The sequence below is a fragment of the Pseudomonas sp. PB3P13 genome (assembly GCF_054897735.1).
Genome location: NZ_CM142702.1, coordinates 1,047,352 through 1,069,636 on the forward strand (window position 1 = coordinate 1,047,352; position 22,285 = coordinate 1,069,636).

At 59.2% G+C, this 22,285-nt stretch carries 23 protein-coding genes; 12 read left to right on the top strand and 11 right to left on the bottom strand.

The annotated features are described in order from the left end of the window. The first annotated feature begins 6 nt into the window (after nt 1–6). The 3 genes from ACYZT1_RS04610 (at nt 7) to tldD (ending at nt 6,186) form a co-directional block, all read left to right on the top strand. A complete protein-coding gene (locus ACYZT1_RS04610; RefSeq protein WP_462017872.1) occupies nt 7–3,810 on the top strand; it encodes a YhdP family protein in 3,804 nt (1,267 codons plus the stop codon). Between the two features lie 66 nt (nt 3,811–3,876). Further along, entirely contained in the window at nt 3,877–4,725 is an 849-nt protein-coding gene (locus ACYZT1_RS04615) for a carbon-nitrogen hydrolase family protein (protein ID WP_462017873.1), read from the top strand. An 18-nt stretch (nt 4,726–4,743) separates the two neighbouring features. Continuing rightward, nucleotides 4,744–6,186 carry a metalloprotease TldD gene (gene tldD / locus ACYZT1_RS04620; RefSeq protein WP_462017874.1) on the top strand — a complete coding sequence of 481 codons (1,443 nt, stop codon included), beginning with the start codon at nt 4,744–4,746 and terminating at the stop codon, nt 6,184–6,186. 126 nt (nt 6,187–6,312) lie between these two features. Here tldD and yjgA read toward each other — a convergent pair whose 3' ends face one another. Next, nucleotides 6,313–6,837, bottom strand: a complete 525-nt coding sequence (gene yjgA, locus ACYZT1_RS04625) for a ribosome biogenesis factor YjgA (RefSeq protein WP_150582315.1) — start codon at nt 6,835–6,837, stop codon at nt 6,313–6,315. A 108-nt stretch (nt 6,838–6,945) separates the two neighbouring features. On the opposite strand from yjgA, the gene pmbA reads away from it, so the two are divergent. Further along, nucleotides 6,946–8,292 carry a metalloprotease PmbA gene (pmbA, locus tag ACYZT1_RS04630; protein ID WP_462017875.1) on the top strand — a complete coding sequence of 449 codons (1,347 nt, stop codon included), beginning with the start codon at nt 6,946–6,948 and terminating at the stop codon, nt 8,290–8,292. Between the two features lie 339 nt (nt 8,293–8,631). Beyond that, the gene (locus ACYZT1_RS04635; RefSeq protein WP_462015893.1) at nt 8,632–9,945 is read left to right on the top strand and encodes an IS4 family transposase; all 1,314 of its coding nucleotides are present in this window, start codon (nt 8,632–8,634) and stop codon (nt 9,943–9,945) included. 167 nt (nt 9,946–10,112) lie between these two features. Here ACYZT1_RS04635 and ACYZT1_RS04640 read toward each other — a convergent pair whose 3' ends face one another. The 10 genes from ACYZT1_RS04640 to ACYZT1_RS04685 form a co-directional block, all read right to left on the bottom strand. Then, nucleotides 10,113–10,388, bottom strand: a complete 276-nt coding sequence (locus ACYZT1_RS04640; protein WP_462017876.1) for an HPr family phosphocarrier protein — start codon at nt 10,386–10,388, stop codon at nt 10,113–10,115. Nucleotides 10,389–10,403: 15 nt separating this feature from the next. Further along, the gene (gene rapZ / locus ACYZT1_RS04645) at nt 10,404–11,261 is read right to left on the bottom strand and encodes an RNase adapter RapZ (protein WP_462017877.1); all 858 of its coding nucleotides are present in this window, start codon (nt 11,259–11,261) and stop codon (nt 10,404–10,406) included. Between the two features lie 2 nt (nt 11,262–11,263). Next, on the bottom strand, nt 11,264–11,728 hold the full coding sequence (gene ptsN / locus ACYZT1_RS04650) for a PTS IIA-like nitrogen regulatory protein PtsN (RefSeq protein WP_150582322.1): 465 nt from the start codon (nt 11,726–11,728) through the stop codon (nt 11,264–11,266). Nucleotides 11,729–11,740: 12 nt separating this feature from the next. After that, a complete protein-coding gene (hpf, locus tag ACYZT1_RS04655; protein ID WP_007941242.1) occupies nt 11,741–12,049 on the bottom strand; it encodes a ribosome hibernation-promoting factor, HPF/YfiA family in 309 nt (102 codons plus the stop codon). Nucleotides 12,050–12,123: 74 nt separating this feature from the next. After that, nucleotides 12,124–13,617: an RNA polymerase factor sigma-54 gene (locus tag ACYZT1_RS04660; RefSeq protein ID WP_462017878.1), complete on the bottom strand. Its 1,494-nt coding sequence runs from the start codon at nt 13,615–13,617 to the stop codon at nt 12,124–12,126. A gap of 183 nt (nt 13,618–13,800) precedes the next feature. Beyond that, nucleotides 13,801–14,526, bottom strand: coding sequence for an LPS export ABC transporter ATP-binding protein (gene lptB / locus ACYZT1_RS04665; protein WP_462017879.1), 726 nt, complete (start codon nt 14,524–14,526; stop codon nt 13,801–13,803). After that, the gene (lptA, locus tag ACYZT1_RS04670) at nt 14,526–15,074 is read right to left on the bottom strand and encodes a lipopolysaccharide transport periplasmic protein LptA (protein WP_462017880.1); all 549 of its coding nucleotides are present in this window, start codon (nt 15,072–15,074) and stop codon (nt 14,526–14,528) included. Before lptA ends, lptB begins: the two co-directional genes overlap by 1 nt. Next, nucleotides 15,061–15,633, bottom strand: a complete 573-nt coding sequence (lptC, locus tag ACYZT1_RS04675; protein WP_462017881.1) for an LPS export ABC transporter periplasmic protein LptC — start codon at nt 15,631–15,633, stop codon at nt 15,061–15,063. Before lptC ends, lptA begins: the two co-directional genes overlap by 14 nt. A 7-nt stretch (nt 15,634–15,640) precedes the next feature. Continuing rightward, nucleotides 15,641–16,165 (bottom strand): KdsC family phosphatase, encoded by a 525-nt coding sequence (locus tag ACYZT1_RS04680; protein WP_462017882.1) that lies wholly within the window; start codon nt 16,163–16,165, stop codon nt 15,641–15,643. Continuing rightward, on the bottom strand, nt 16,165–17,139 hold the full coding sequence (locus ACYZT1_RS04685) for a KpsF/GutQ family sugar-phosphate isomerase (protein WP_462017883.1): 975 nt from the start codon (nt 17,137–17,139) through the stop codon (nt 16,165–16,167). Before ACYZT1_RS04685 ends, ACYZT1_RS04680 begins: the two co-directional genes overlap by 1 nt. Nucleotides 17,140–17,417: 278 nt before the next feature. Between ACYZT1_RS04685 and ACYZT1_RS04690 the strand changes: the two genes are divergently transcribed. The 7 genes from ACYZT1_RS04690 to murA all read left to right on the top strand — a co-directional run bounded on the left by ACYZT1_RS04690 (nt 17,418) and on the right by murA (nt 22,100). Beyond that, nucleotides 17,418–18,227, top strand: a complete 810-nt coding sequence (locus ACYZT1_RS04690) for an ATP-binding cassette domain-containing protein (protein ID WP_028623782.1) — start codon at nt 17,418–17,420, stop codon at nt 18,225–18,227. Next, nucleotides 18,227–19,024, top strand: coding sequence for a lipid asymmetry maintenance ABC transporter permease subunit MlaE (mlaE, locus tag ACYZT1_RS04695; protein ID WP_462017884.1), 798 nt, complete (start codon nt 18,227–18,229; stop codon nt 19,022–19,024). Before ACYZT1_RS04690 ends, mlaE begins: the two co-directional genes overlap by 1 nt. Further along, nucleotides 19,024–19,491: an outer membrane lipid asymmetry maintenance protein MlaD gene (gene mlaD, locus ACYZT1_RS04700; RefSeq protein WP_462017885.1), complete on the top strand. Its 468-nt coding sequence runs from the start codon at nt 19,024–19,026 to the stop codon at nt 19,489–19,491. Before mlaE ends, mlaD begins: the two co-directional genes overlap by 1 nt. An 11-nt stretch (nt 19,492–19,502) precedes the next feature. Further along, nucleotides 19,503–20,144 carry an MlaC/ttg2D family ABC transporter substrate-binding protein gene (locus tag ACYZT1_RS04705; protein ID WP_462017886.1) on the top strand — a complete coding sequence of 214 codons (642 nt, stop codon included), beginning with the start codon at nt 19,503–19,505 and terminating at the stop codon, nt 20,142–20,144. After that, nucleotides 20,141–20,446, top strand: a complete 306-nt coding sequence (locus tag ACYZT1_RS04710; RefSeq protein WP_462017887.1) for an STAS domain-containing protein — start codon at nt 20,141–20,143, stop codon at nt 20,444–20,446. Before ACYZT1_RS04705 ends, ACYZT1_RS04710 begins: the two co-directional genes overlap by 4 nt. Before the next feature lie 114 nt (nt 20,447–20,560). Beyond that, nucleotides 20,561–20,812, top strand: a complete 252-nt coding sequence (locus ACYZT1_RS04715; protein WP_462017888.1) for a BolA family protein — start codon at nt 20,561–20,563, stop codon at nt 20,810–20,812. 22 nt (nt 20,813–20,834) lie between these two features. Continuing rightward, complete coding sequence (murA, locus tag ACYZT1_RS04720) at nt 20,835–22,100, top strand: UDP-N-acetylglucosamine 1-carboxyvinyltransferase (RefSeq protein WP_462017889.1); 1,266 nt, start codon at nt 20,835–20,837, stop codon at nt 22,098–22,100. Nucleotides 22,101–22,285: the final 185 nt, after the last annotated feature.

Sequence of the window (22,285 nt, forward strand, 5' to 3'; positions counted from 1 at the left end):
ACTGACATGGAGCGTCTGACACGCATTTTGGCCGCACTGACCCGTTGGGGTCTGGGCCTGTGCGCGTTGGTTTTGGTCTTGATGGCGTTGTACGTCAGTCTCGGTCGAGAACTGACACCGCTGGTGGCCGAATACCGGGCCGAAGTCGAAGGCAAGGCCGCCGCTGCCTTGGGCATGCCGATGCACATCGGCGAGCTGGAAGGCAACTGGCGGGGCTTTGCACCGGTCCTCCTGGCCCACGACGTGATGGTCGGCGAAGGCGCCAACGCCTTGCGCCTGGATCAAGTGCGCGCCGTACCGGATTTGTGGGCCAGCCTGCTGGCGCGCGAGGTGCGGATCGACCATCTGGAGCTCAGCGGCCTGAAGATCAGCCTCAAGGAAGGCGAAGACGGCAAGTGGGCGCTGGAGGGTTTGCCGGTGCAGCAGGATCAACCCCTCGATCCGGAGCAACTGCTCAATCGCATGCAAATGGTTCAGCGTCTGTCGGTGCTCGACAGCCAGGTCACGTTGCAGCCCTTTGAACACCCGCCCCTGACCCTGACTTATGTGGGCGTCAGCCTGAAAACCGGTGCAACCCGCCAGCGCCTCGATGCGCGGCTGACGCTGCCCGACGGCCAGCCGATGGCCCTGAGTTTGCGCACGCGTATTCGCGCCAGCCAGTGGCAGGAAGGCAAAGCCGATGGGTATTTGAGCCTGCCGCAAAGTGATTGGTCGAAATGGCTGCCTGAACGCGTGACCCGGCAATGGAATTTCTCCGAGATCAAGGCCGGCGGCGAGCTCTGGTTCCACTGGAACAAGGGCGCTCTGCAAAGTGGCGCTGTGCGCCTGAACGCTCCGCAACTTACGGGCGCTTACGCCGAGCGCAAACCGATTCAGATCAACAATCTGGCGCTCAACGGGTACTTTCAGCGCAACGCTCAGGGCCTCGTCGCGACGTTCGATTCCCTGGCCATGAGCCTGGGAGAGACCCGTTGGGAATCCCGCCTGCAGCTTACGCAAACCGCCGCGACCGACAAGGCCGAAGAGCTCTGGCACCTGCAGGCTGATCGTCTCGATCTCACGCCGGTCACACCGCTGCTTAACGCGTTGGGGCCGTTGCCGGATGACGTCAGCAAAGCTGTCGAAAAACTCAAGGTTACCGGTGGTCTGCGCAATGTACTGATCGATTTCCGCCCGAACGCCACCGACGACAGCAAATTAGCCTTCGCGGCCAACCTCGACAATGTCGGGTTCGACGCTTACCGTGGCGCTCCGGCGGCGCGTAATGTCAGTGGCAGCATCAGCGGCGACCTTGGTCAGGGCGAGTTGCGCATGGACAGCAAGGATTTTGTCCTGCACCTGGACCCGATCTTCGCCAAGCCCTGGCAGTACATTCAAGCCAACGCACGGTTAACGTGGAAACTCGACAAGCAAGGCTTCACGCTGATCGCACCGTATCTGAAGGTGCTGGGCGAGGAGGGCAAAATTGCCGGTGACTTCCTGATTCGCCTGCGTTTCGACCACAGCCAGGAAGATTACATGGACCTGCGGGTTGGTCTGGTCGACGGCGACGGCAAGTACACGGCCAAATACTTGCCCAAGGTCCTCAGTCCGGCACTGGACGAGTGGCTGCGCACGGCAATTCTCAAAGGCGCGGTGGACGAAGGTTTCTTTCAGTATCAAGGCTCGCTCAATGCTGGCGCTGCCGACGCCGCGCGCAGCATCAGTCTGTTTTTCAAGGTTCACGATGCTGAACTGGCGTTCCAGCCGGGCTGGCCGCATGTCCGCAACGTCAGCGGCGACGTGTTCATCGAGGACAGCGGCGTGCGTATCCTGGCCAGCAAAGGTCAGTTGCTCAACACCCAGGTCAGCGACGTTTACGTCAATATTCCCCACGCTGCCCCCGGGGAGAAAACCCACTTGCTCCTCGACGGCGCGTTTGCCGGCGGGCTGGGTGACGGCCTGAAAATTCTTCAGGAAGCGCCAATAGGTACCGCCGACACATTCGCCGGCTGGGAAGGCGAGGGTGATTTGCGTGGCAAGCTGAAACTGGACATCCCGCTGGAGAAAGGTGAAGAACCGAAAATTCTGGTCGATTTCAAAACTGCAAAGGCGCGTCTGAAACTGGCCGAGCCCGTGCTGGAGCTGACGCAGCTCAAGGGCGACTTCCGTTTCGACAGCACCAAGGGTTTGAGCGGTCAGAACATCGCGGCGCGGGCCTTCGACAAACCGGTGACTGCGCAGATTTTCGCCGACGGCAGCCCGGGCAAGCTCAAGACTCGCGTTGCGGCCTCGGGCGAGGTCGAGGTTAAGAAATTGACCGACTGGCTGAATGTCACTCAACCGCTGCCGGTGTCCGGGCTCATTGCGTATCAACTTCAGCTCGATCTGGGCGGTGCCGATAGCCAGCTGATGGTCAATTCCAGCCTGCGGGGCGTGGCGGTCGATTTGCCTGCGCCATTCGGCATGGCCGCGGATGTCGGGCGCGACACCACGTTCCGCATGACGCTGCAGGGCGCGGAGCGTCGCTATTGGGTTGATTATGGCGATCTGGCCGATTTCACTTTCGCGGCGCCCACCGGCCGTGTTGCCGACGGCCGTGGTGAGTTGTTTCTCGGTGCCGGCAACGCGGTCTTGCCCGGTGCCAAGGGCCTGCGGGTGCGCGGCGAGTTAGCGCAACTGGATGTTGGCCCGTGGAAAGAGCTGGTGGACAAATACGCCGGTCAGGATCCCGGCAGCAACGCCAAGCAATTGCTCAGCAGCGCTGATTTCAAGGTCGGCAAGCTCAGCGGCATCGGTACCACCCTCGATCGGGCCTCGGTGCAATTGAACCGCAAAGCGGCCGCCTGGGCGCTGCAGCTCGACAGTCAGCAGGTCAAGGGTGGTGCAAACATTCCCGACGCGAAAGCTGCGCCGATCGCAATCAATCTTCAATACGTGAAGTTGCCGGCGCCTGATCCGACCGCTCTCGCCGATGAAAACTCGCCCGACCCACTAGCCTCGGTGGACCCGACGAAAATTCCGGCGCTGGATATCACCATCAACCAGTTGTTCCAGGGGCAGGATCTGGTGGGCGGCTGGTCGCTGAAAGTTCGTCCGACCGAAAGGGGCATTGCACTTAATACGCTGGATCTGGGGCTCAAAGGCATTCTGTTGCAGGGCAGCGGCGGCTGGGAAGGTGTGCCCGGCTCGACAAGCAGTTGGTACAAGGGCCGCATCAGCGGCAAAAACCTCGCCGATGTGCTCAAGGGCTGGGGGTTTGCGCCGAGTGTCACCAGCGAAGAGTTCCATATGGATGTCGACGGGCGCTGGCCCGGTTCTCCGGCCTGGCTGGCGACCAAGCGTTTTTCCGGCACGCTCGACGCTTCGCTCAACAAAGGCCAATTCATTGAAGTCGATGGCGGTGCACAGGCGTTGCGCGTATTTGGCCTGTTGAACTTCAACTCCATCGGGCGCCGCTTGCGTCTGGATTTCTCCGACCTGTTCGGCAAGGGCCTGAGCTATGACCGGGTAAAAGGGCTGCTGGTCGCGACAAACGGCGTCTATGTGACCCGCCAGCCGATCCGGATGACCGGGCCATCGAGCAACATCGAACTCAACGGCACGCTGGATCTGGTTGCCGATCAGGTCGATGCGAAATTGCTGGTGACGTTGCCGGTGACCAATAACCTGCCAATTGCTGCACTGATCGTTGGCGCACCGGCCATTGGCGGTGCGTTGTTCCTGATCGACAAGCTGATCGGTGATCGCGTTTCACGTTTCGCGAGCGTGAAGTACACCGTCAAAGGCCCGTGGAAAGAGCCTAAGATCACCTTCGACAAACCTTTTTGAAGCGAGCCGATGGAGTAGCATGGCTGCTACACAGGTTGGCATGCAGACTTCGAGTAAGGAGAGCACATGTCTTTTGCGGTGATTCAAATGGTCAGCCAACGTGATGTACCGGCCAATCTGGCCCGAGCGCGTCATTTGCTTGAGCAGGCCGCGGCGGGCGGTGCGAGGCTGGCGGTGCTGCCGGAAAACTTCGCCGCGATGGGCCGCCGTGACGTTGCGGACATCGGCCGAGCCGAAGCCGCCGGTCACGGTCCGATCCTGCCATGGTTGAAACAGACCGCCCGCGACCTCAGGTTATGGATAGTGGCGGGTACTTTGCCGTTGCCGCCGGTGGATCAGCCGACGGCCAGGGTGCACGCCTGCTCGTTGCTGATCGACGACCAAGGCGAAATCGTGGCGCGCTATGACAAGCTGCACCTGTTCGATGTGGATGTGGCCGATGCGCGCGGGCGCTATCGCGAGTCCGATGAGTATGCGTTCGGCGATGGCGTGGTGGTGGCGGATACGCCCGTCGGTCGGGTCGGCCTGACAGTGTGTTACGACCTGCGCTTCCCTGAACTGTATAGCGAACTGCGTGCGGCGGGTGCCGAAGTGATCACCGCACCGTCGGCCTTTACCGCCGTCACCGGCGCGGCGCACTGGGATGTGTTGATTCGTGCGCGGGCCATCGAGACCCAATGCTACGTGCTCGCGGCCGCCCAGGGTGGCACCCATCCGGGGCCGCGGGAAACCTGGGGGCACGCCGCAATCATCGACCCGTGGGGGCGAGTGCTGGCGCAACAGGATTTAGGCGAGGCCGTGCTGCTGGCCGAACGCGATAGCAGCGAACAGGCGTCCATCAGGGCGCGAATGCCGGTGGCCAGACACCGGCGCTTTTTCTCGCAGGGCGCCCGGCGACCTGCCTCAGAACGATGAATTTAAGGCGTAAAACATATGAGCGAGTTGTTGTCCTCAGTCAGTGAACACCTCCTGGCGCCCGGCGGCGTTACGATCGAGAGTCTGCAAGGTGTACTCGGCGATCTCGCCGGCCCTGGCATCGATGCCGCCGACCTGTATTTTCAAGGGCAGATTTCCGAGTCCTGGGCGCTGGAAGACGGCATCGTCAAGGAAGGCAGTTTCAACCTCGACCAGGGCGTGGGTGTACGGGCGCAGTCCGGCGAAAAAACCGGTTTCGCTTATAGCAATGCCATCACCCTCGAAGCCCTAGGCGCAGCAGCCCGGGCCGCGCGCTCAATTTCCCGAGCCGGGCAGAACGGCTCCGTGCAAGCATTTACCACCCAGGATGTCGCCCAGTTGTACGGGCCGGACAACCCGCTGGAAGTGATGACCCGCGCCGAAAAGGTCGAACTGCTCAAACGCATCGACGTTGCCACTCGTGCGTTGGACCCGCGAATCCAACAGGTCACTGTCAGCATGGCCGGGGTATGGGAACGGATTCTTGTGGCGTCCACCGACGGTGGCCTGGCTGCAGATGTGCGGCCATTGGTGCGTTTCAACGTCAGTGTGATCGTCGAACAAAACGGACGCCGCGAGCGTGGCGGCCATGGCGGCGGTGGCCGGACCGATTACCGCTATTTCCTCAGCGACGACCGCGCCATGGGTTACGCCCGTGAAGCATTGCGGCAGGCGCTGGTAAACCTCGAAGCCATTCCCGCGCCGGCCGGTATGTTGCCGGTGGTATTGGGCTCGGGCTGGTCCGGCGTGCTGTTGCACGAAGCGGTCGGCCACGGTCTGGAAGGCGATTTCAATCGCAAGGGCAGTTCGGCGTACAGCGGCCGCATGGGCGAGAGGGTTGCCTCCAAATTCTGCACCATTGTCGATGACGGCACCTTGGCCGGTCGCCGCGGTTCGCTGAGCGTCGACGACGAAGGCACCCCGACCGAGTGCACCACGCTGATCGAAAACGGTGTACTCAAGGGCTACATGCAAGACAAGCTGAACGCGCGTCTGATGGGCGTGGCCCGCACCGGTAACGGTCGCCGCGAATCCTATGCGCACTTGCCAATGCCGCGCATGACCAACACTTACATGCTCGCTGGCGAAAGCGACCCGGCGGAAATCATTGCGTCGGTGAAGAAGGGCATTTACTGCGCCAACCTGGGCGGCGGTCAGGTGGACATCACCAGTGGCAAATTCGTGTTTTCCACCAGCGAGGCCTATTTGATCGAGGACGGCAGGATCACTGCGCCGGTCAAAGGTGCGACGTTGATCGGCAACGGGCCGGAAGCGATGAGCAAGGTATCGATGGTCGGCAACGACTTGTCGCTGGACAGTGGCGTGGGTACATGCGGAAAGGACGGGCAGTCGGTACCGGTGGGTGTCGGTCAGCCAACGCTGAAAATTGATGCGATTACGGTGGGTGGCACAGGATCGTGAGGAAAGGCGCGCCCTCGTAGGAGCTGCCGCAGGCCCGGGAGAGGAATTTAATACGGCCAAGCTTTTTAGCGAAAAACATCTCGCGAAAGCTTGACCGTGAACAGAGTATCTACAGGCTGAGATGACTTAGCGCAGACCGCGTTGAGTCTCGTCCAGCTCACGGATGTATTTGAAGATTTTACGGCTCGAGGCAGGCGGCTTGTTGGTCGCCAGTTCGTGCTGGGCCTGACGGATCAGGGAGCGTAACTGCTGACGGTCAGCCTCCGGGTAGTCGAGCACGAACTTCTCCAGGACTGCATCGTCGCCCGCGATCAAGCGATCGCGCCAGCGTTCCAGGCCATGGAAACGTTCGTTGTACTGCCGGGTGGAGGCATCGAGTTGATCGAGCAGGGTCAGGATGGCGTCAGTGTCCTGATCGCGCATCAGTTTGCCGATGAACATGAGGTGCCGTTTACGCGCGATATTCGCCGTGTGCTTGGAGGCATCGCCCAGCGCCCGGCGCAAAGCGTCGGTCAACGGCAGTTTTGCCAGCAAGTCAGGCTTGAGCGTTGTAAGGCGTTCGCCGAGGTCAACCAGAGCATGCAGCTCGCGTTTGACCTGGGATTTGCTTTTTTCTCCCGTATCGAGGGAGTCGTCGTAAGAATCAACCATGGTGGCCGTCCGCAAAGAAACGCCGCCATGATAACCAGTCGGGGGCCGCTTGTCCGGCCCGGTCGCTCGAAGGCCATCACCGAAAGCAGAATTTGAGTGGAGAACAGCATGAGTGCAGTTGAAAGCGTCGGCCCACAAGCGTTGCCGGCACTGCAGGAACAAGTTGAGCAGATCATCGCTGAAGCCAGACGCCAGGGTGCCAGTGCCTGTGAAGTGGCGGTGTCTCTGGAGCAAGGCCTGTCTACGACGGTTCGCCAGCGCGAAGTCGAAACGGTTGAATTCAATCGCGATCAAGGTTTTGGCATCACTTTGTACGTTGGCCAGCGCAAAGGCTCGGCGAGCACCTCAGCCACCGGTCCCGAGGCCATTCGCGAAACCGTTGCCGCCGCGCTGGCCATCGCCAAACATACTTCCGAAGACGAAGCGTCAGGCCTCGCCGATGCCGCGTTGATGGCCAGGGATCTGCCGGATTTCGATCTGTTCCACAAATGGGACATCACCCCCGAGCAAGCCATCGAAAAGGCTCTGCTGTGTGAAGCTGCCGCCTTCGATGCCGACAGCCGCATCAAGAACGCCGATGGCACCAGCCTCAGCACTCATCAAGGTTGCCGCGTCTATGGCAACAGTCATGGTTTTGTCGGCGGTTACGCTTCGACTCGCCACAGCCTGAGCTGCGTGATGATTGCCGAGGCCGATGGCCAGATGCAGCGCGATTACTGGTACGACGTGAGCCGCCAGGGCAATCTGCTGGCGGACCCGGTGACCATCGGCCGGCGTGCCGCGCAGCGTGCGGCGAGTCGACTGGGCGCACGGCCGGTACCGACCTGCGAAGTGCCGGTACTCTTTTCCGCTGAACTGGCGGGCGGTTTGTTCGGCAGTTTCCTGTCGGCCATTTCCGGGGGCAGCCTGTATCGCAAATCGTCGTTCCTTGAAGGCACGCTGGGGCAGAAGCTGTTCCCCGAATGGCTGACCATAGATGAACGTCCGCACTTGATGCGCGCGATGGGCAGCTCGGCGTTCGATGGCGATGGCCTGGCGACTTACGCCAAACCGTTTGTCGAGAAGGGCGAGCTGGTCTCCTACATCCTCGGTACCTATTCGGGTCGCAAACTCGGTATGCCGAGTACCGCCAACGCCGGCGGCGTGCACAACCTGTTCGTCACTCATGGTGACGAAGATCAGGCCGCGTTACTGCGGCGTATGGGCCGGGGGCTGCTGGTGACCGAGTTGATGGGCCAAGGGCTGAACATGGTCACGGGTGATTACTCCCGGGGCGCGGCGGGTTACTGGGTCGAGAACGGCGAAATCCAGTTTGCCGTTCAGGAAGTGACGATTGCCGGCAACATGCGCGACATGTTCAAGCAGATTGTCGCCGTGGGTAACGATCTGGAGTTGCGCAGCAATATCCGCACCGGTTCGGTGTTGATCGAGCGGATGATGGTGGCGGGCAGCTAAGCCTCGCCCACTGCGAAAAAAGGCGCGTTACCCCGCTTGGGTGACGCGCCTTTTTCATGAGCTTGATAAGAAACCCTGTGGGAGCGAACGATGGGGGGCGGGTCAGCCGCAAACTATTCGAACGTTAGACCATTATCGCGAGCAGGCTCGCTCCCACGTCGGTCCACTGAGCGCTGGGGTTGTGGTGGTTCTGATTCCCGTTTGGCTGCGAAGCAGTCATGGAGCCGGGGGGTCGCTTCGCGACCCAGCGGGGGCAAGCCCTAATGCCAGTCAGTTAAGGAATTGACTTGCCCGCCCAGCAGTAATAGAAACGGGTTTATGTTTTTATGAGTCCGCTTCATGTCCCTGCAAAACGCCCTTCAAGAAGTTACCAAACTCAATCCGATCTCTTTCGAACGCTTCGCGCAATTGATCGATCCCCTGTGGATCGAGCAAGCGCTGGCTTCGACCGGAACTGTTTCCCTGCGCCGCAGACGCCTGCCGGCCGAGCGCATTGTCTGGTTGGTGGTGGGGTTGGCCTTGTTCAAGAACGAGCCGATTTGGCTCATCGTGCAGCAGCTGGGACTGGCTTTGGGCGAAGCAAAGGTGCCTGTGCCTAGCGCCGCAGTCCAGGCCCGGCAACGGCTTGGATCAGAGCCTCTGGCGGCACTGTTTAAGCAATTGGCAGAGTCATGGGGCGGTGCTGAGCAGCCAGCTTCGGCTGGCTTTTTAGGGTTACGCAGCTTTGCGGTAGACGGCGTGGTGTGGTCTACCCCCGACACACCGGAAAACCGCCAAGCCTTCGGTGGCGGGCGGACTCACTCGGGAGACGGAGCCTGGCCACAAGTGCGCGGTGTTTGCCTGATGGATACCTATAGTCACTTGATTCGGGACGCCTGTTTTGGCGAGTTTTCGGTCGGCGAACTTCGCCATGCCAAAGGTCTTGAGAAATCGGTAAGCGATCACTCGGTGACGATTTTTGACCGTGCCTACTACTCGGCAGCGCTCTTGCTTGACTGGCAGCAAAGCGGAACCGAACGGCACTGGCTCATGCGGGCACGCAAACCGCTTAAATACGAGGTGATCAAAGAGTTGGGCGCCGGTGATTGGCTTGTGCGACTGACTGTTTCCAGAGATGCACTCAAGCAACGTCCCGACCTTCCTAGCCATTGGCAGGCACGACTGATTGAGTACTCGATAGACGACAAACCCCGCCGCTATCTCACCTCGTTGATCGATGCCGAACGTTACCCTGCCCATCAGGTGGCAGGGCACTACAACGAACGCTGGGAAATCGAATTGGGTTACCGCGAGATCAAGCAAAACCTGCTCAAAGGAGAGCAATTGCGCAGTAAACAGCCTGATCTGGTGCGCCAAGAACTGTGGGGAGCTCTGCTGGCCTACAACCTGATCCGCCAGGAGATGCGCTTGATGGCTGAAGAAATAAAGGTGGTACCACAACGTTTGAGCTTTCTCTGGTTGGCTCAAGCGGTCAGCAACGCGCTGCGTTTCTGCCCGCTTGAAACGCCAGGTACGATCCCTAAACGACTGGCAGAGCTGAGAGTCCAGGCTCAACACTTCATGCTACCTGCCAGACGACAGCGAAGTTACCCAAGGGTGGTCAAGCCTAGACCAGTCAAATATCCCAAAAAGAAGGCTGGAGGGCTTAACTGACTGGCATTAGGGCAAGCCCCCTCGCCACAGGCAAGCCCTATCACAGGCAGACCCTATCACAGGCAGACCCTATCACAGGCAAGCCCCATCACAGGCAAGCGCCATCACAAGCGAGCCCCTATCCAGAGGCATGCCCCCGCGCCATAAAAGCGCAGAAGGCAGCGGTGTTATTCGCCTTCGTCAAAGTAATTATTAATGAGATTCACCAAGGCTTGCAGCGCTTCATCTGCTTGCTCACCCTCTGTACTCAGATGGATTTTGGTGCCCTTGCCGGCCGCCAGCATCATCATGGCCATGATGCTTTTGCCGTCAACCGTGGCTTGCGGCGTGCGACCTACCCTGATCGTGCAATCCTTGAACTGACCGGCAACCCCGACGAATTTGGCAGACGCGCGAGCATGCAGGCCCAGCTTGTTGATGATTTCGATTTCCAGAGCAGGCATCGCGATGTGAATCCTTTAGCTGAGGTCGCGGTGGCGAACCTGGACGTTCTTCAAGGTTTTTTGCAGGACCTGACCCAGGCGTTCGGTCAGGTAGACAGAGCGGTGGTGACCGCCGGTGCAGCCAATTGCGATGGTGACGTAGGCGCGATTACTGGCGGCAAAGCGCGGTAACCATTTGAGCAGATACGTGGAGATGTCCTGGAACATCTCCTCGACATCCGGCTGTGCTGCCAGATAATCGGCAACCGGTTTTTCCAGCCCCGAATGCTCGCGCAGTTCCGGCTTCCAGTAGGGGTTGGGCAGGCAACGCACATCGAACACCAGATCGGCGTCGACGGGCATGCCCCGCTTGAATCCAAAGGACTCCACCAGAAACGCAGTGCCGGGCTCCGGCTGATTCAACAGGCGCAGCTTGATGGTATCGCGCAGCTGATACAGGTTGAGGTTGGTGGTGTTGACCTTCAGATCGGCAAGATCGGCAATCGGCCCAAGCAGTTGGGTTTCATCGCTGATCGCTTCGGCCAGCGAGCGATCGGCACTGCTCAGTGGATGGCGCCGACGGGTTTCCGAGAAGCGCTTGAGCAGCGTCTCTTCGTCGGCATCCAGGTACAGAACATCACACTGGATGTGACGGCTGCGGACTTCTTCGAGCAGTTCCGGAAATCGTGACAAATGACTCGGCAGATTTCGCGCGTCGATGGATACCGCCACCAACGGTTGCGCCAGTTCAGTGTGAATCAGTGCGCGTTCAGCCAACTCCGGCAGCAAACCGGCGGGCAGGTTATCAATGCAGTAATAGCCACTGTCCTCCAGAACAGCGAGCGCAGTACTTTTACCTGACCCGGAGCGGCCGCTGACAATGATCATGCGCATGATTAGTGCCCGTTTTGCTCGTCCAGGACAACCTGATACAAGGCTTCATTACTCGGAGCGCTGCGCAGTTTTTCCCGCACTTCCTTGCGATCGAGCATGCTGGCGATCTGGCGCAACAGTTCCAGATGCGCATCGGTGGCGGCCTGCGGGACCAGCAGAACAAACAGCAGGTCGACCGGAGCGCCATCGATGGCGTCGAAATCAATTGGGGCGTCGAGGTGCATCAGTGCGCTGACAGGCGACGTGCAACCTTTCAAGCGGCAGTGAGGAATGGCGATGCCGTTTCCAAAACCGGTCGAGCCGAGTTTTTCACGGGCAATCAGAGCCTCGAAGACATCTTGCATTTCCAGATCCGGGACTTCTTTATGGATAAGGTTGGCAATTTGCTCGAGGGCTTTCTTTTTGCTGCCGCCCGGCACGTTCACGAGGGAACGGCCGGGGGTCAGGATGCTTTCAAGTCGGATCATGGGTAGGGAGTGTTAACGACCGGTTGCGCCCTGGAGGAGGCTCTGGGTCTTTTCCTTATGCTTTTTGAGTTGTTTATCGAGCTTGTCGGTCAAGGCGTCGATCGCCGCGTACATATCGGTATGTTCCGCGTTGGCGACCACTTCATTGCCGGGAATATGCAGCGTGGCTTCGATTTTCTGCTTGAGCTTTTCGACCGTCATCGTGACCTGCACGTTGGTGATCTTGTCGAAATGCCTCTCTAATCGTTCGAGTTTTTCGCCGATGTAGGTGCGAAGAGGTTCGGTCACTTCCAGTTGGTGTCCACTGATGTTGACTTGCATACAGCTTCTCCTTCGTTGCCAGTGCATAAAGCGGCAGGCTGGGTTGCCTGCCACTGGAACGCTGTAACGTGACTCTACATCAACCGCTTGCGTTCGCTCGAAGGCGCGATCCCGAGGGATTCACGGTACTTGGCGACGGTGCGGCGAGCCACCTGAATGCCTTGTGCCTCCAGTAAACCAGCGATCTTGCTGTCACTCAACGGCTTTTTCTGATTTTCCGCTGCAACCAGTTTTTTGATGATCGCGCGGATCGCCGTGGACGAGCATTCGCCGCCTTCAGAGGTGCTGACGTGACTGGAGAAAAAGTATTTCAGTTCATAGATACCGCGAGGGGTATGCATGAACTTCTGCGTGGTAACCCGGGAAATCGTCGATTCGTGCATGCCCACCGCTTCGGCGATGTCATGTAGCACCAACGGCTTCATGGCTTCGTCGCCGTACTCCAGAAAACCGCGCTGATGCTCGACGATCTGGGTAGCGACTTTCATCAGCGTTTCGTTGCGGCTTTGCAGGCTCTTGATGAACCAGCGAGCCTCCTGCAGCTGATTGCGCATGAAAGTGTTATCGGCGCTGGTGTCAGCGCGACGCACGAAACCGGCGTATTGGGCGTTGACTCGCAGCCGTGGCACCGACTCCTGATTAAGCTCCACCAGCCAGCGCTCGTTGTCCTTGCGCACGATCACGTCAGGCACGACGTATTCGGCTTCGCTGGATTCGATTTGCGAGCCTGGGCGCGGGTTGAGGCTCTGCACCAGTTCGATGACCTGGCGCAGTTCGTCTTCCTTGAGCTTCATGCGGCGCATCAGCTGGCTGTAATCGCGGCTGCCGAGCATGTCGATGTAATCGCAGACCAGGCGCTTGGCTTCGCTCAACCAAGGCGTCTTGGGCGGCAGCTGGCGCAGTTGCAGCAACAGGCATTCGCTCAGGTTGCGAGCGCCGATGCCGGCCGGTTCGAATTGCTGGATGCGGTGCAGGACGGCTTCAATTTCATCGAGTTCGACGTCCAGTTCGGGATCGAAGGCTTCGAGGATTTCATCGAGTGTTTCGTCGAGGTAGCCCTGATTATTGATGCAGTCGATCAAAGTCACGGCGATCAGGCGATCGGTGTCGGACATCGGCGCCAGGTTCAGCTGCCACAGCAAATGGCTCTGCAAGCTCTCGCCGGCTGAGGTGCGGGTGGTGAAGTCCCACTCGTCGTCGTCACTGCTCGGCAGGCTGCTGGCGCTGGTCTGGTAGACGTCTTCCCACGCGGTGTCGACCGGCAACTCATTAGGAATGCGCTCGTTCCAGTCACCTTCCTCCAGGTTGTCCACCGTCGGGGCCGTTTCCTGATAGGAGGGTTCCGAAACATCGGCGTTTGGAGGTTGTTCGGCCTTGTCGGCCAACGGGTCAGCGTTATCGAAGTCGTCGCCTTCTTCCTGGCGTTCGAGCATCGGATTGGACTCCAGGGCCTCCTGGATTTCCTGCTGCAGGTCCAGGGTCGACAATTGGAGCAGGCGGATGGCCTGTTGCAGCTGCGGTGTCATCGTCAGCTGCTGGCCCATTCTCAAGACTAGCGATGGTTTCATGGCAGGGGCTTAACACCTTATTCGCCGGCGCACATGCGCCATCCACTACAGGGCGCCGAAGCGCCAAACTTAAGCAAATTATATGCCTGAAACTGAAGTGTTTGCCTAGAGCGCGGTAACAATAAAACACACTGAGGTGTTCATCGCGTCAGGCGCTCGGCCGACTAGCCAGACACTCAGCGCTTACAGACGGAACTCGTGGCCCAGATAAACTTCCTTGACCAGATCGTTGGCCAGGATGGTGGCGGAGTCACCTTCGGCGATCAGTTGACCGTCGTTGACGATGTAGGCCGTTTCGCAGATATCCAGGGTTTCACGAACGTTGTGGTCGGTGATCAGCACGCCAATGCCTTTGGCTTTGAGGTGGTGAATGATCTGCTTGATGTCGCCGACCGAAATCGGGTCCACGCCGGCGAAGGGTTCGTCGAGGAGGATGAATTTCGGGTTGGTGGCCAGGGCGCGGGCAATTTCCACGCGGCGGCGTTCACCACCGGACAGGCTCATGCCGAGGTTGTCGCGAATGTGGCTGATGTGGAATTCCTGCAGCAGGCTTTCCAGTTCCTTGCGGCGTGCGGTCTTGTCGAGTTCCTTGCGGGTCTCGAGGATCGCCATGATGTTGTCTGCAACCGACAGTTTGCGGAAGATTGACGCTTCCTGCGGAAGATAGCCGATACCAGCCTTCGCACGACCGTGCATGGGCTGGTGGCTGACGTCCAGGTCGTCGATCAGTACTCGGCCTTGATCGGCCTGTACCAGGCCCACGATCATGTAGAAGCAGGTGGTTTTGCCGGCGCCGTTGGGGCCAAGCAAGCCGACGATCTGACCGCTGTCGATGGACAGGCTGACGTCACGCACGACCTGGCGGCTCTTGTAGCTCTTGGCCAGATGCTGGGCTTTCAGAGTTGCCATTACTGGGCCTTCTGCTCGTCGGTTTTCTTCTTCGGCTGGATCACCATGTCGATGCGCGGACGCGACTCGGTGACCTTGCTGCCCGTAGCGCGACCGGCGCTGGCAAGCTTCTTGTTGGTGTCATAGACGATCTTTTCGCCCTGGGTGATGTTGCCATCCTTGTCGATGACCTTGGCGCGATCGATCAGCACGACGCGGTCTTGCGAGGCGTGATACTGGATAGTCACCCCGTAGCCCTGAACCGGCTTGGTGTCGCCGGCCGTTTGCAGTTGCTCGAAGTAGGCGAGGTTGCCCACCGAAGTCACCACGTCAATATCGCCGGCCTGGGTGCGGGTCATGGTCACAGTGTTTCCGGTGACCTTCATCGAGCCCTGAGTGATGATCACGTCACCCTTATAAGTGGCAATACCGTTCTTGTCGTCCAGTTGGGCATCGTCCGCCTGGATGCGGATAGGCTGCTGTTGATCGTCCGGCAGAGCCCAGGCGCTCACGCTTCCCAGTGCTGCGCTCAGACCGAGCAAAATAGGGAGAGTTTTAACGAGCCTCATACTGTCCTCTTACGTTCGATAGCAGGTGTATCCTGCTTTCTTTCAAATACGCTTTCATTCCGTTACCAGTCGAGACACCACCAGCGCCGTCGATTCTAACGGGTTGAGCGGTCTCCGCATATTGCCGCTGCGGGAACACGGTCATGCGGGTGGAGGTAATCAGGGTCTTGCGGTCTTTCTCATCGAAGCGGGTGATCCGCACCGAATCGATCAGCTCGACCTGAGTGCCGTCCGGGTTGACCTCGCCACGCTCGCTCTGCACATGCCACGGAAACTGGGTGCCGCGATACAGGTACAGGTCCGGATTGGTCAACAGCGTTACTTCGGTCGCTTTCAGGTGTTCGACCTTGTCGGAGGTCATTTCGTATTGCAGCTTGCCATCCGGCAGGTACTGAACGCTGTGGGCGTTGATCGCGTAATAGTCGATCTCGGTTTCGTCGACTTTGGCCACTGGCTTGTCGAGGAAGCGTTCCGGGCTGATGTTCCAGTAGCCCACCGCGGCAAAAATGGCCGCGATGCATCCGAACATCAGGGTGTTGCGAAATTTCTTGCTCAGCATAGTTGGCTCACAGGTACGCGGCGTTGGCCGCATCGAGGCGGCCCTGGGCGCGCAGGATCAATTCGCAGAATTCGCGAGCGGCACCTTCGCCACCACGGGCCTGGGTGATGCCGTGGGCATGTTCGCGGACAAAGCTGGCCGCGCTGGCCACCGCCATGCCGAGGCCGACGCGGCGGATCACCGGCAGGTCCGGCAGGTCGTCCCCGAGATACGCGACCTGTTCATAGCTCAGGTTGAGCTGGGCGAGAAGCTCGTCGAGCACCACCAGTTTGTCTTCCCGACCCTGATACAGGTGGGGAATGCCGAGATTCTTCGCGCGCCGCTCAACCACCGGGGTCTTGCGCCCACTGATGATAGCGGTCTGTACGCCGGCTGCCATCAACATCTTGATGCCTTGACCGTCGAGTGTGTTGAAAGTCTTGAATTCGCTACCGTCTTCGAGGAAGTACAGGCGACCGTCGGTCAGTACGCCATCGACGTCGAAAACAGCCAGTTTGATCTGTTTGCCGCGTTGCAGCAGGTCCGCGCTCATTACATTACTCCCGCACGCAACAGGTCGTGCATGTTCAAGGCGCCGACCGGGCGGTCGTCGCCGTCAACCACGACCAGCGCATTGATTTTATGGTCTTCCATGATTTTCAAAGCCTCGGCGGCGAGCATTTCGGCGCGGGCGGTCTTGCCGTGGGCGGTCATGACCTGATCGATGGTGGCGCTATGGATGTCAATGCTGCGATCCAGGGTGCGGCGCAAATCGCCGTCCGTGAAAATCCCGGCGAGCGTGCCGTCGGCTTCCAGGATCACTGTCATGCCCAGGCCTTTGCGGGTCATTTCCATCAGCGCGTCCTTGAGCAGGGTGCCGCGCTGGACTTGCGGCAGTTCCTGTCCGGCGTGCATGACGTTTTCCACTTTCAGCAGCAGGCGACGGCCAAGCGCGCCGCCTGGGTGCGAGAAGGCGAAGTCTTCAGCAGTGAAACCGCGGGCTTCCAGCAGCGCCACCGCGAGGGCGTCGCCCATCACCAGCGCAGCAGTCGTCGAAGACGTAGGCGCCAGGTTCAGCGGGCAGGCCTCGTGCTCCACGTGGACATTCAGGTTGACTTCGGCCGCTTTGGACAGCGGTGAATCAGGGTTGCCGGTCATGCTGATCAGCTGGATGCCAAGGCGCTTGATCAGCGGCAGCAGGGTGACGATTTCATTGGTGGAGCCGGAGTTCGACAGGGCCAGGATGATGTCATCGCCAGTGATCATGCCCATGTCGCCGTGGCTGGCTTCAGCCGGGTGCACGAAAAAAGCCGTGGTGCCGGTGCTGGCCAGGGTCGCGGCGATCTTGTTGCCCACATGCCCCGATTTGCCCATGCCGACCACGACCACGCGCCCTTTGCTCGCCAGGATCATTTCGCACGCGCGTACGAACTCTGCGTCGATATGGGGTAACAAGCCTTGTACGGCTTCCATTTCGAGGCGGATGGTGCGTTGGGCTGACTGAATCAGGTCGCTGGATTGGCTCATGTCTGAAATCGTATAGCCTGATGAAAAGGCGGCGATTATAGCGGCATTAAGCAAAACCCTCACGCAAGTTCGTCAGCCTTTGTCATTCCTTGTTGCGCTTAATACTTCCGTGTGAAGCTTTAAGGCTGTTAAGTGACCGAAGATGGCCCGCGTAGGCCTTGGGCGCTTGGCCTTTGCGGTGATATAGTTCGCCGCCAGTTCGGCCCGCCCGGTTAGCCATGTGCTTTCGCCAGAAAGTCAGGCGTCCGAGTGAGGGGGCTGCATCGAAAGGAGTTTAGATGAGTGCCGATAACGCCTACGCGGTCGAGCTGAAGGGACTGACCTTCAAGCGCGGTGCGCGCAGCATTTTCAATAACGTCGATATCCGTATACCGCGCGGAAAGGTCACCGGCATCATGGGACCTTCCGGGTGTGGCAAGACCACATTGCTGCGTTTGATGGGCGCCCAGTTGCGGCCGACCAAGGGCGAAGTCTGGGTCAACGGTCAGAATCTGCCAAAACTGTCGCGCAGCGATCTGTTCGATGCGCGCAAGCACATGGGCGTGTTGTTTCAGAGCGGCGCCCTGTTCACCGACCTCGATGTGTTCGAGAACGTTGCCTTTCCGCTGCGTGTGCATACCGAACTGCCGGAAGAAATGATCCGCGACATCGTCCTGCTCAAGTTGCAGGCGGTTGGCTTGCGCGGAGCGATCGACCTGATGCCCGACGAACTGTCCGGCGGCATGAAGCGACGCGTTGCGCTGGCGCGGGCGATTGCACTCGATCCGCAGATCCTCATGTATGACGAACCCTTCGTCGGTCAGGACCCCATCGCCATGGGCGTATTGGTGCGGCTGATCCGTCTGCTCAACGATGCGTTGGGTATCACCAGTATTGTGGTGTCCCACGATCTGGCCGAAACAGCGAGCATCGCCGACTACATCTATGTCGTGGGCGAAGGTCAGGTGTTGGGGCAGGGCACGCCCGAGGAATTGATGAATTCGCAGGAGCCACGAATTCGCCAGTTCATGACGGGTGAGCCTGATGGTCCGGTCGCATACCACTTTCCAGCGACGGATTACCGCGCAGATCTTCTGGGGAAGCGCTGATGCGCAAGATTTCACTGATTGAACGCGTACGTCGCTTCGGCCACGGTGGCATCGACGTACTGGCGGTGTTTGGCCGTTCGGCAATCTTTCTGTTCCACGCCTTGTTCGGTCGTGGCGGCATTGGTGGCGGTTTTGGACTGCTGATCAAGCAACTGCATTCGGTGGGCGTGATGTCCCTGGTGATCATTGTGGTCTCCGGGGTGTTCATCGGCATGGTGCTGGCGCTGCAAGGCTTCAACATTCTGTCCGGCTACGGTTCGGAACAGGCGGTCGGGCAAATGGTTGCCCTGACCCTGCTGCGTGAATTGGGCCCGGTGGTCACCGCGTTGCTGTTTGCCGGTCGCGCAGGTTCGGCCCTGACGGCTGAAATCGGCAACATGAAGTCCACCGAGCAGTTGTCCAGCCTGGAAATGATTGGTGTCGACCCGCTCAAGTACATCATTGCCCCGCGCCTGTGGGCCGGCTTCATTTCCCTGCCCGTGCTGGCGATGATTTTCAGCGTGGTCGGGATCTGGGGTGGTTCCTGGGTGGCCGTTGACTGGCTGGGAGTCTATGAGGGTTCTTACTGGTCCAACATGCAGAACAGCGTCACGTTCGCCGACGATGTGCTTAACGGCATCATCAAAAGTATCGTTTTCGCCTTCGTCGTGACGTGGATCGCCGTATTCCAAGGCTATGACTGTGAGCCCACTTCCGAGGGGATCAGTCGTGCCACTACCAAGACCGTGGTGTATGCCTCTTTGGCTGTGCTCGGCCTGGACTTTATTCTGACCGCCTTGATGTTTGGAGATTTCTGATGCAAAACCGCACCCTGGAAATCGGTGTCGGCCTTTTCTTGCTGGCTGGCATCCTGGCTTTGCTGTTGCTGGCGTTGCGCGTAAGTGGCCTGTCACCGAGCGCGAGCACCGATACTTATAAACTTTATGCGTATTTCGACAATATCGCCGGTTTGACGGTCAGAGCCAAGGTGACCATGGCCGGTGTAACCATCGGCAAGGTCACGGCGATCGATCTGGATCGCGACAGTTTCACCGGTCGAGTGACCATGCAGCTGGAAAAACGCGTAGATAACCTGCCGAATGATTCCACTGCATCTATTCTCACCGCTGGCCTGTTGGGCGAGAAATACATCGGCATCAGCGTGGGTGGTGAAGAAGCCTTGCTCAAGGAAGGTGCAACCATCCATGACACCCAGTCGTCACTGGTGCTCGAGGACCTGATCGGTAAATTCCTGCTCAATACCGTTAGCAAAGACGCCAAATGAGGAGCTTTTGAATGATCTCTACCTTGCGACGTGGCCTGTTGGTATTAATCGCGGCAATGCCGTTGATGGCCAACGCTGTGGCGGCGCCTTCGGCACACGACCTGGTTCAGGACACCACCAACCGGTTGTTGTCCGATTTGTCGGCCAATAAAGAAAAGTACAAGCAGGACCCGCATGACTTCTATACCGCGCTGAACACCATCGTCGGTCCGGTGGTGGATGCCGAGGGCATCTCCAAAAGCATCATGACGGTGAAATATTCGCGCAAGGCTACCCCGGCGCAAATGAAGACCTTCGAAGAAAACTTCAAGCGTGGCCTGTTTCAGTTCTACGGCAACGCGTTGCTGGAATACAACAACCAGGGCATCGTCGTTGATCCCGCCAAAGACGAATCGGGCAACCGCACCAGCGTTGGCATGACCGTCAAAGGCACCAACGGCGCGGTGTATCCGGTGTCGTACACGCTTGAAAAGGTCAATGGCGAGTGGAAGCTGCGTAACGTCATCATCAATGGCATCAACATTGGCAAGCTGTTCCGCGATCAGTTTGCTGACGCGATGCAGCGCAATGGCAACGATCTGGACAAGACCATCAATGGTTGGGCCGGGGAAGTCGCCAAAGCCAAGGAAGCCACCGAGAAGCAAGCGCAATGAGTGTGTCGGCCATTCGCATGAGCGACTCCGGCGAGCTGATGCTCAGCGGCATGCTCGACTACCGCACCGGCCCCGGTCTGCGCAAGCAGGGTCAGGCGCTGATCCAGGCGAGCAAGGCTGCGGCACTGGTGGTCGATTGCTCGGCGGTGCTGAAATCCAGCAGTGTCGGTCTGTCGTTGCTGTTGTGTTTCATGCGCGATGCAGAGGCGGCCGGCAAGGCGCTGACGATCCGTGCGATGCCCGAAGACATGCGTGAAATCGCTCAGGTCAGCGAATTGACCGAGCTGTTGGTGCATCCCTAATGGCATCTGGTAAAAAAGCCCCCCGTCAGAGTCCTGCTTCGCGGGGTTCGCAGGCGCGGGGCTTTTTTGTATGATGTCCGACCCGCGCGCACAGGGCGCCGATTGAGGTTGAGCATGCAGGCCAACGAAGTAAAGAGCTTCCTTGAAGAAAAGCTGTCAGACAGCTTTTCACAAGTGCAGGTGGAAGTTGAAGGCGAAGGCTGCAATTTCCAGCTGAACGTGATTAGCGATGAACTGGCGGCGTTGAGCCCGGTGAAGCGTCAGCAGCAGGTCTATGCCCATTTGAACCCATGGATCACCGATGGCAGCATCCATGCGGTCACTATGAAATTTTTCAGCAGCGCGGCCTGGGCCGAGCGCACCTGAGCCCAAGGGCGTCGAGATTCTTATGGATAAATTGATTATTACCGGTGGTGCTCGTCTTGATGGCGAGATCCGCATTTCCGGGGCAAAGAACTCTGCCCTGCCGATTCTGGCGGCCACCTTGCTATGCGATGGCCCGGTGACGGTTGCCAACCTGCCGCACCTGCACGACATCACCACCATGATCGAGCTGTTCGGTCGCATGGGCATCGAGCCGGTGATCGACGAGAAGCTCAGCGTCGAAATCGATCCGCGCACCATCAAGACCCTGATCGCTCCGTATGAACTGGTTAAAACCATGCGCGCGTCGATCCTCGTGCTTGGCCCCATGGTTGCTCGTTTCGGTGAAGCCGAAGTTGCACTGCCTGGCGGTTGCGCCATCGGTTCGCGTCCGGTCGACCTGCACATCCGTGGTCTTGAAGCCATGGGCGCGGTCATCGACGTCGAAGGCGGCTACATCAAGGCCAAGGCGCCTGAAGGCGGTTTGCGCGGTGCGCATTTCTTCTTCGACACCGTCAGCGTGACCGGTACCGAAAACATCATGATGGCGGCCGCTCTGGCCAAGGGTCGCAGCGTTCTGGCCAACGCCGCGCGCGAGCCTGAAGTCATCGACCTGGCGAATTTCCTGAATGCCATGGGCGCGAAGATCAGCGGCGCCGGCACCGACACCATCACCATCGATGGCGTCGAGCGTCTGCACCCGACCACGTACAAAGTAATGCCTGACCGTATCGAAACCGGGACTTACCTGGTTGCCGCTGCCGTGACCGGTGGTCGTGTGAAGGTCAAGGACACCGATCCGACGATCCTCGAAGCCGTTCTGGAAAAACTCCGTGAAGCCGGCGCCGAAATCACCTCGGGCGAAGACTGGATCGAGTTGAACATGCACGGCAAGCGGCCCAAAGCCGTCAACGTGCGCACAGCTCCGTACCCGGCGTTCCCGACCGACATGCAGGCACAATTCATCTCGCTCAACGCCATTGCCGAAGGCACCGGTGCCGTGATCGAGACGATCTTCGAAAACCGCTTCATGCACGTTTATGAACTGCACCGCATGGGCGCCAAAATCCAGGTCGAAGGCAACACTGCAATCGTCACCGGTACCGAGAAGCTCAAAGGCGCGCCAGTCATGGCGACCGACCTGCGTGCCTCGGCCAGCCTGGTGATCTCGGCGTTGATCGCCGAAGGCGACACCCTGATCGATCGTATCTACCACATCGACCGTGGTTACGAGTGCATCGAAGAGAAGCTGCAGATGCTTGGCGCGAAGATACGCCGCGTACCGGGCTAGTCCCAGGGTCTGCGAACACCCTCATTGTGGCGAGCGGGCTTGCCCGCGTCGGGTTGCGTAGCGACCCCAACAAAGGACTGCAGCGCAGTCCGGCGCGGGCAAGCCCGCTCGCCACAGGAGGTATTTGCTGCTTTGAAGCAAGCCCCTGCTGAATTTGTTGCAAATCGAGGCTGTAATGGCCTGGA

Excerpts from the sequence above, each read along its gene's own strand:
- ACYZT1_RS04610 (WP_462017872.1), top strand. The coding sequence starts at position 7 with ATGGAGCGTCTGACACGCATTTTGGCCGCACTGACCCGTTGGGGTCTG.
- ACYZT1_RS04615 (WP_462017873.1), top strand. The coding sequence starts at position 3,877 with ATGTCTTTTGCGGTGATTCAAATGGTCAGCCAACGTGATGTACCGGCC.
- tldD (WP_462017874.1), top strand. The coding sequence starts at position 4,744 with ATGAGCGAGTTGTTGTCCTCAGTCAGTGAACACCTCCTGGCGCCCGGC.
- yjgA (WP_150582315.1), bottom strand. The coding sequence starts at position 6,837 with ATGGTTGATTCTTACGACGACTCCCTCGATACGGGAGAAAAAAGCAAA.
- pmbA (WP_462017875.1), top strand. The coding sequence starts at position 6,946 with ATGAGTGCAGTTGAAAGCGTCGGCCCACAAGCGTTGCCGGCACTGCAG.
- ACYZT1_RS04635 (WP_462015893.1), top strand. The coding sequence starts at position 8,632 with ATGTCCCTGCAAAACGCCCTTCAAGAAGTTACCAAACTCAATCCGATC.
- ACYZT1_RS04640 (WP_462017876.1), bottom strand. The coding sequence starts at position 10,388 with ATGCCTGCTCTGGAAATCGAAATCATCAACAAGCTGGGCCTGCATGCT.
- rapZ (WP_462017877.1), bottom strand. The coding sequence starts at position 11,261 with ATGCGCATGATCATTGTCAGCGGCCGCTCCGGGTCAGGTAAAAGTACT.
- ptsN (WP_150582322.1), bottom strand. The coding sequence starts at position 11,728 with ATGATCCGACTTGAAAGCATCCTGACCCCCGGCCGTTCCCTCGTGAAC.
- hpf (WP_007941242.1), bottom strand. The coding sequence starts at position 12,049 with ATGCAAGTCAACATCAGTGGACACCAACTGGAAGTGACCGAACCTCTT.
- ACYZT1_RS04660 (WP_462017878.1), bottom strand. The coding sequence starts at position 13,617 with ATGAAACCATCGCTAGTCTTGAGAATGGGCCAGCAGCTGACGATGACA.
- lptB (WP_462017879.1), bottom strand. The coding sequence starts at position 14,526 with ATGGCAACTCTGAAAGCCCAGCATCTGGCCAAGAGCTACAAGAGCCGC.
- lptA (WP_462017880.1), bottom strand. The coding sequence starts at position 15,074 with ATGAGGCTCGTTAAAACTCTCCCTATTTTGCTCGGTCTGAGCGCAGCA.
- lptC (WP_462017881.1), bottom strand. The coding sequence starts at position 15,633 with ATGCTGAGCAAGAAATTTCGCAACACCCTGATGTTCGGATGCATCGCG.
- ACYZT1_RS04680 (WP_462017882.1), bottom strand. The coding sequence starts at position 16,165 with ATGAGCGCGGACCTGCTGCAACGCGGCAAACAGATCAAACTGGCTGTT.
- ACYZT1_RS04685 (WP_462017883.1), bottom strand. The coding sequence starts at position 17,139 with ATGAGCCAATCCAGCGACCTGATTCAGTCAGCCCAACGCACCATCCGC.
- ACYZT1_RS04690 (WP_028623782.1), top strand. The coding sequence starts at position 17,418 with ATGAGTGCCGATAACGCCTACGCGGTCGAGCTGAAGGGACTGACCTTC.
- mlaE (WP_462017884.1), top strand. The coding sequence starts at position 18,227 with ATGCGCAAGATTTCACTGATTGAACGCGTACGTCGCTTCGGCCACGGT.
- mlaD (WP_462017885.1), top strand. The coding sequence starts at position 19,024 with ATGCAAAACCGCACCCTGGAAATCGGTGTCGGCCTTTTCTTGCTGGCT.
- ACYZT1_RS04705 (WP_462017886.1), top strand. The coding sequence starts at position 19,503 with ATGATCTCTACCTTGCGACGTGGCCTGTTGGTATTAATCGCGGCAATG.
- ACYZT1_RS04710 (WP_462017887.1), top strand. The coding sequence starts at position 20,141 with ATGAGTGTGTCGGCCATTCGCATGAGCGACTCCGGCGAGCTGATGCTC.
- ACYZT1_RS04715 (WP_462017888.1), top strand. The coding sequence starts at position 20,561 with ATGCAGGCCAACGAAGTAAAGAGCTTCCTTGAAGAAAAGCTGTCAGAC.
- murA (WP_462017889.1), top strand. The coding sequence starts at position 20,835 with ATGGATAAATTGATTATTACCGGTGGTGCTCGTCTTGATGGCGAGATC.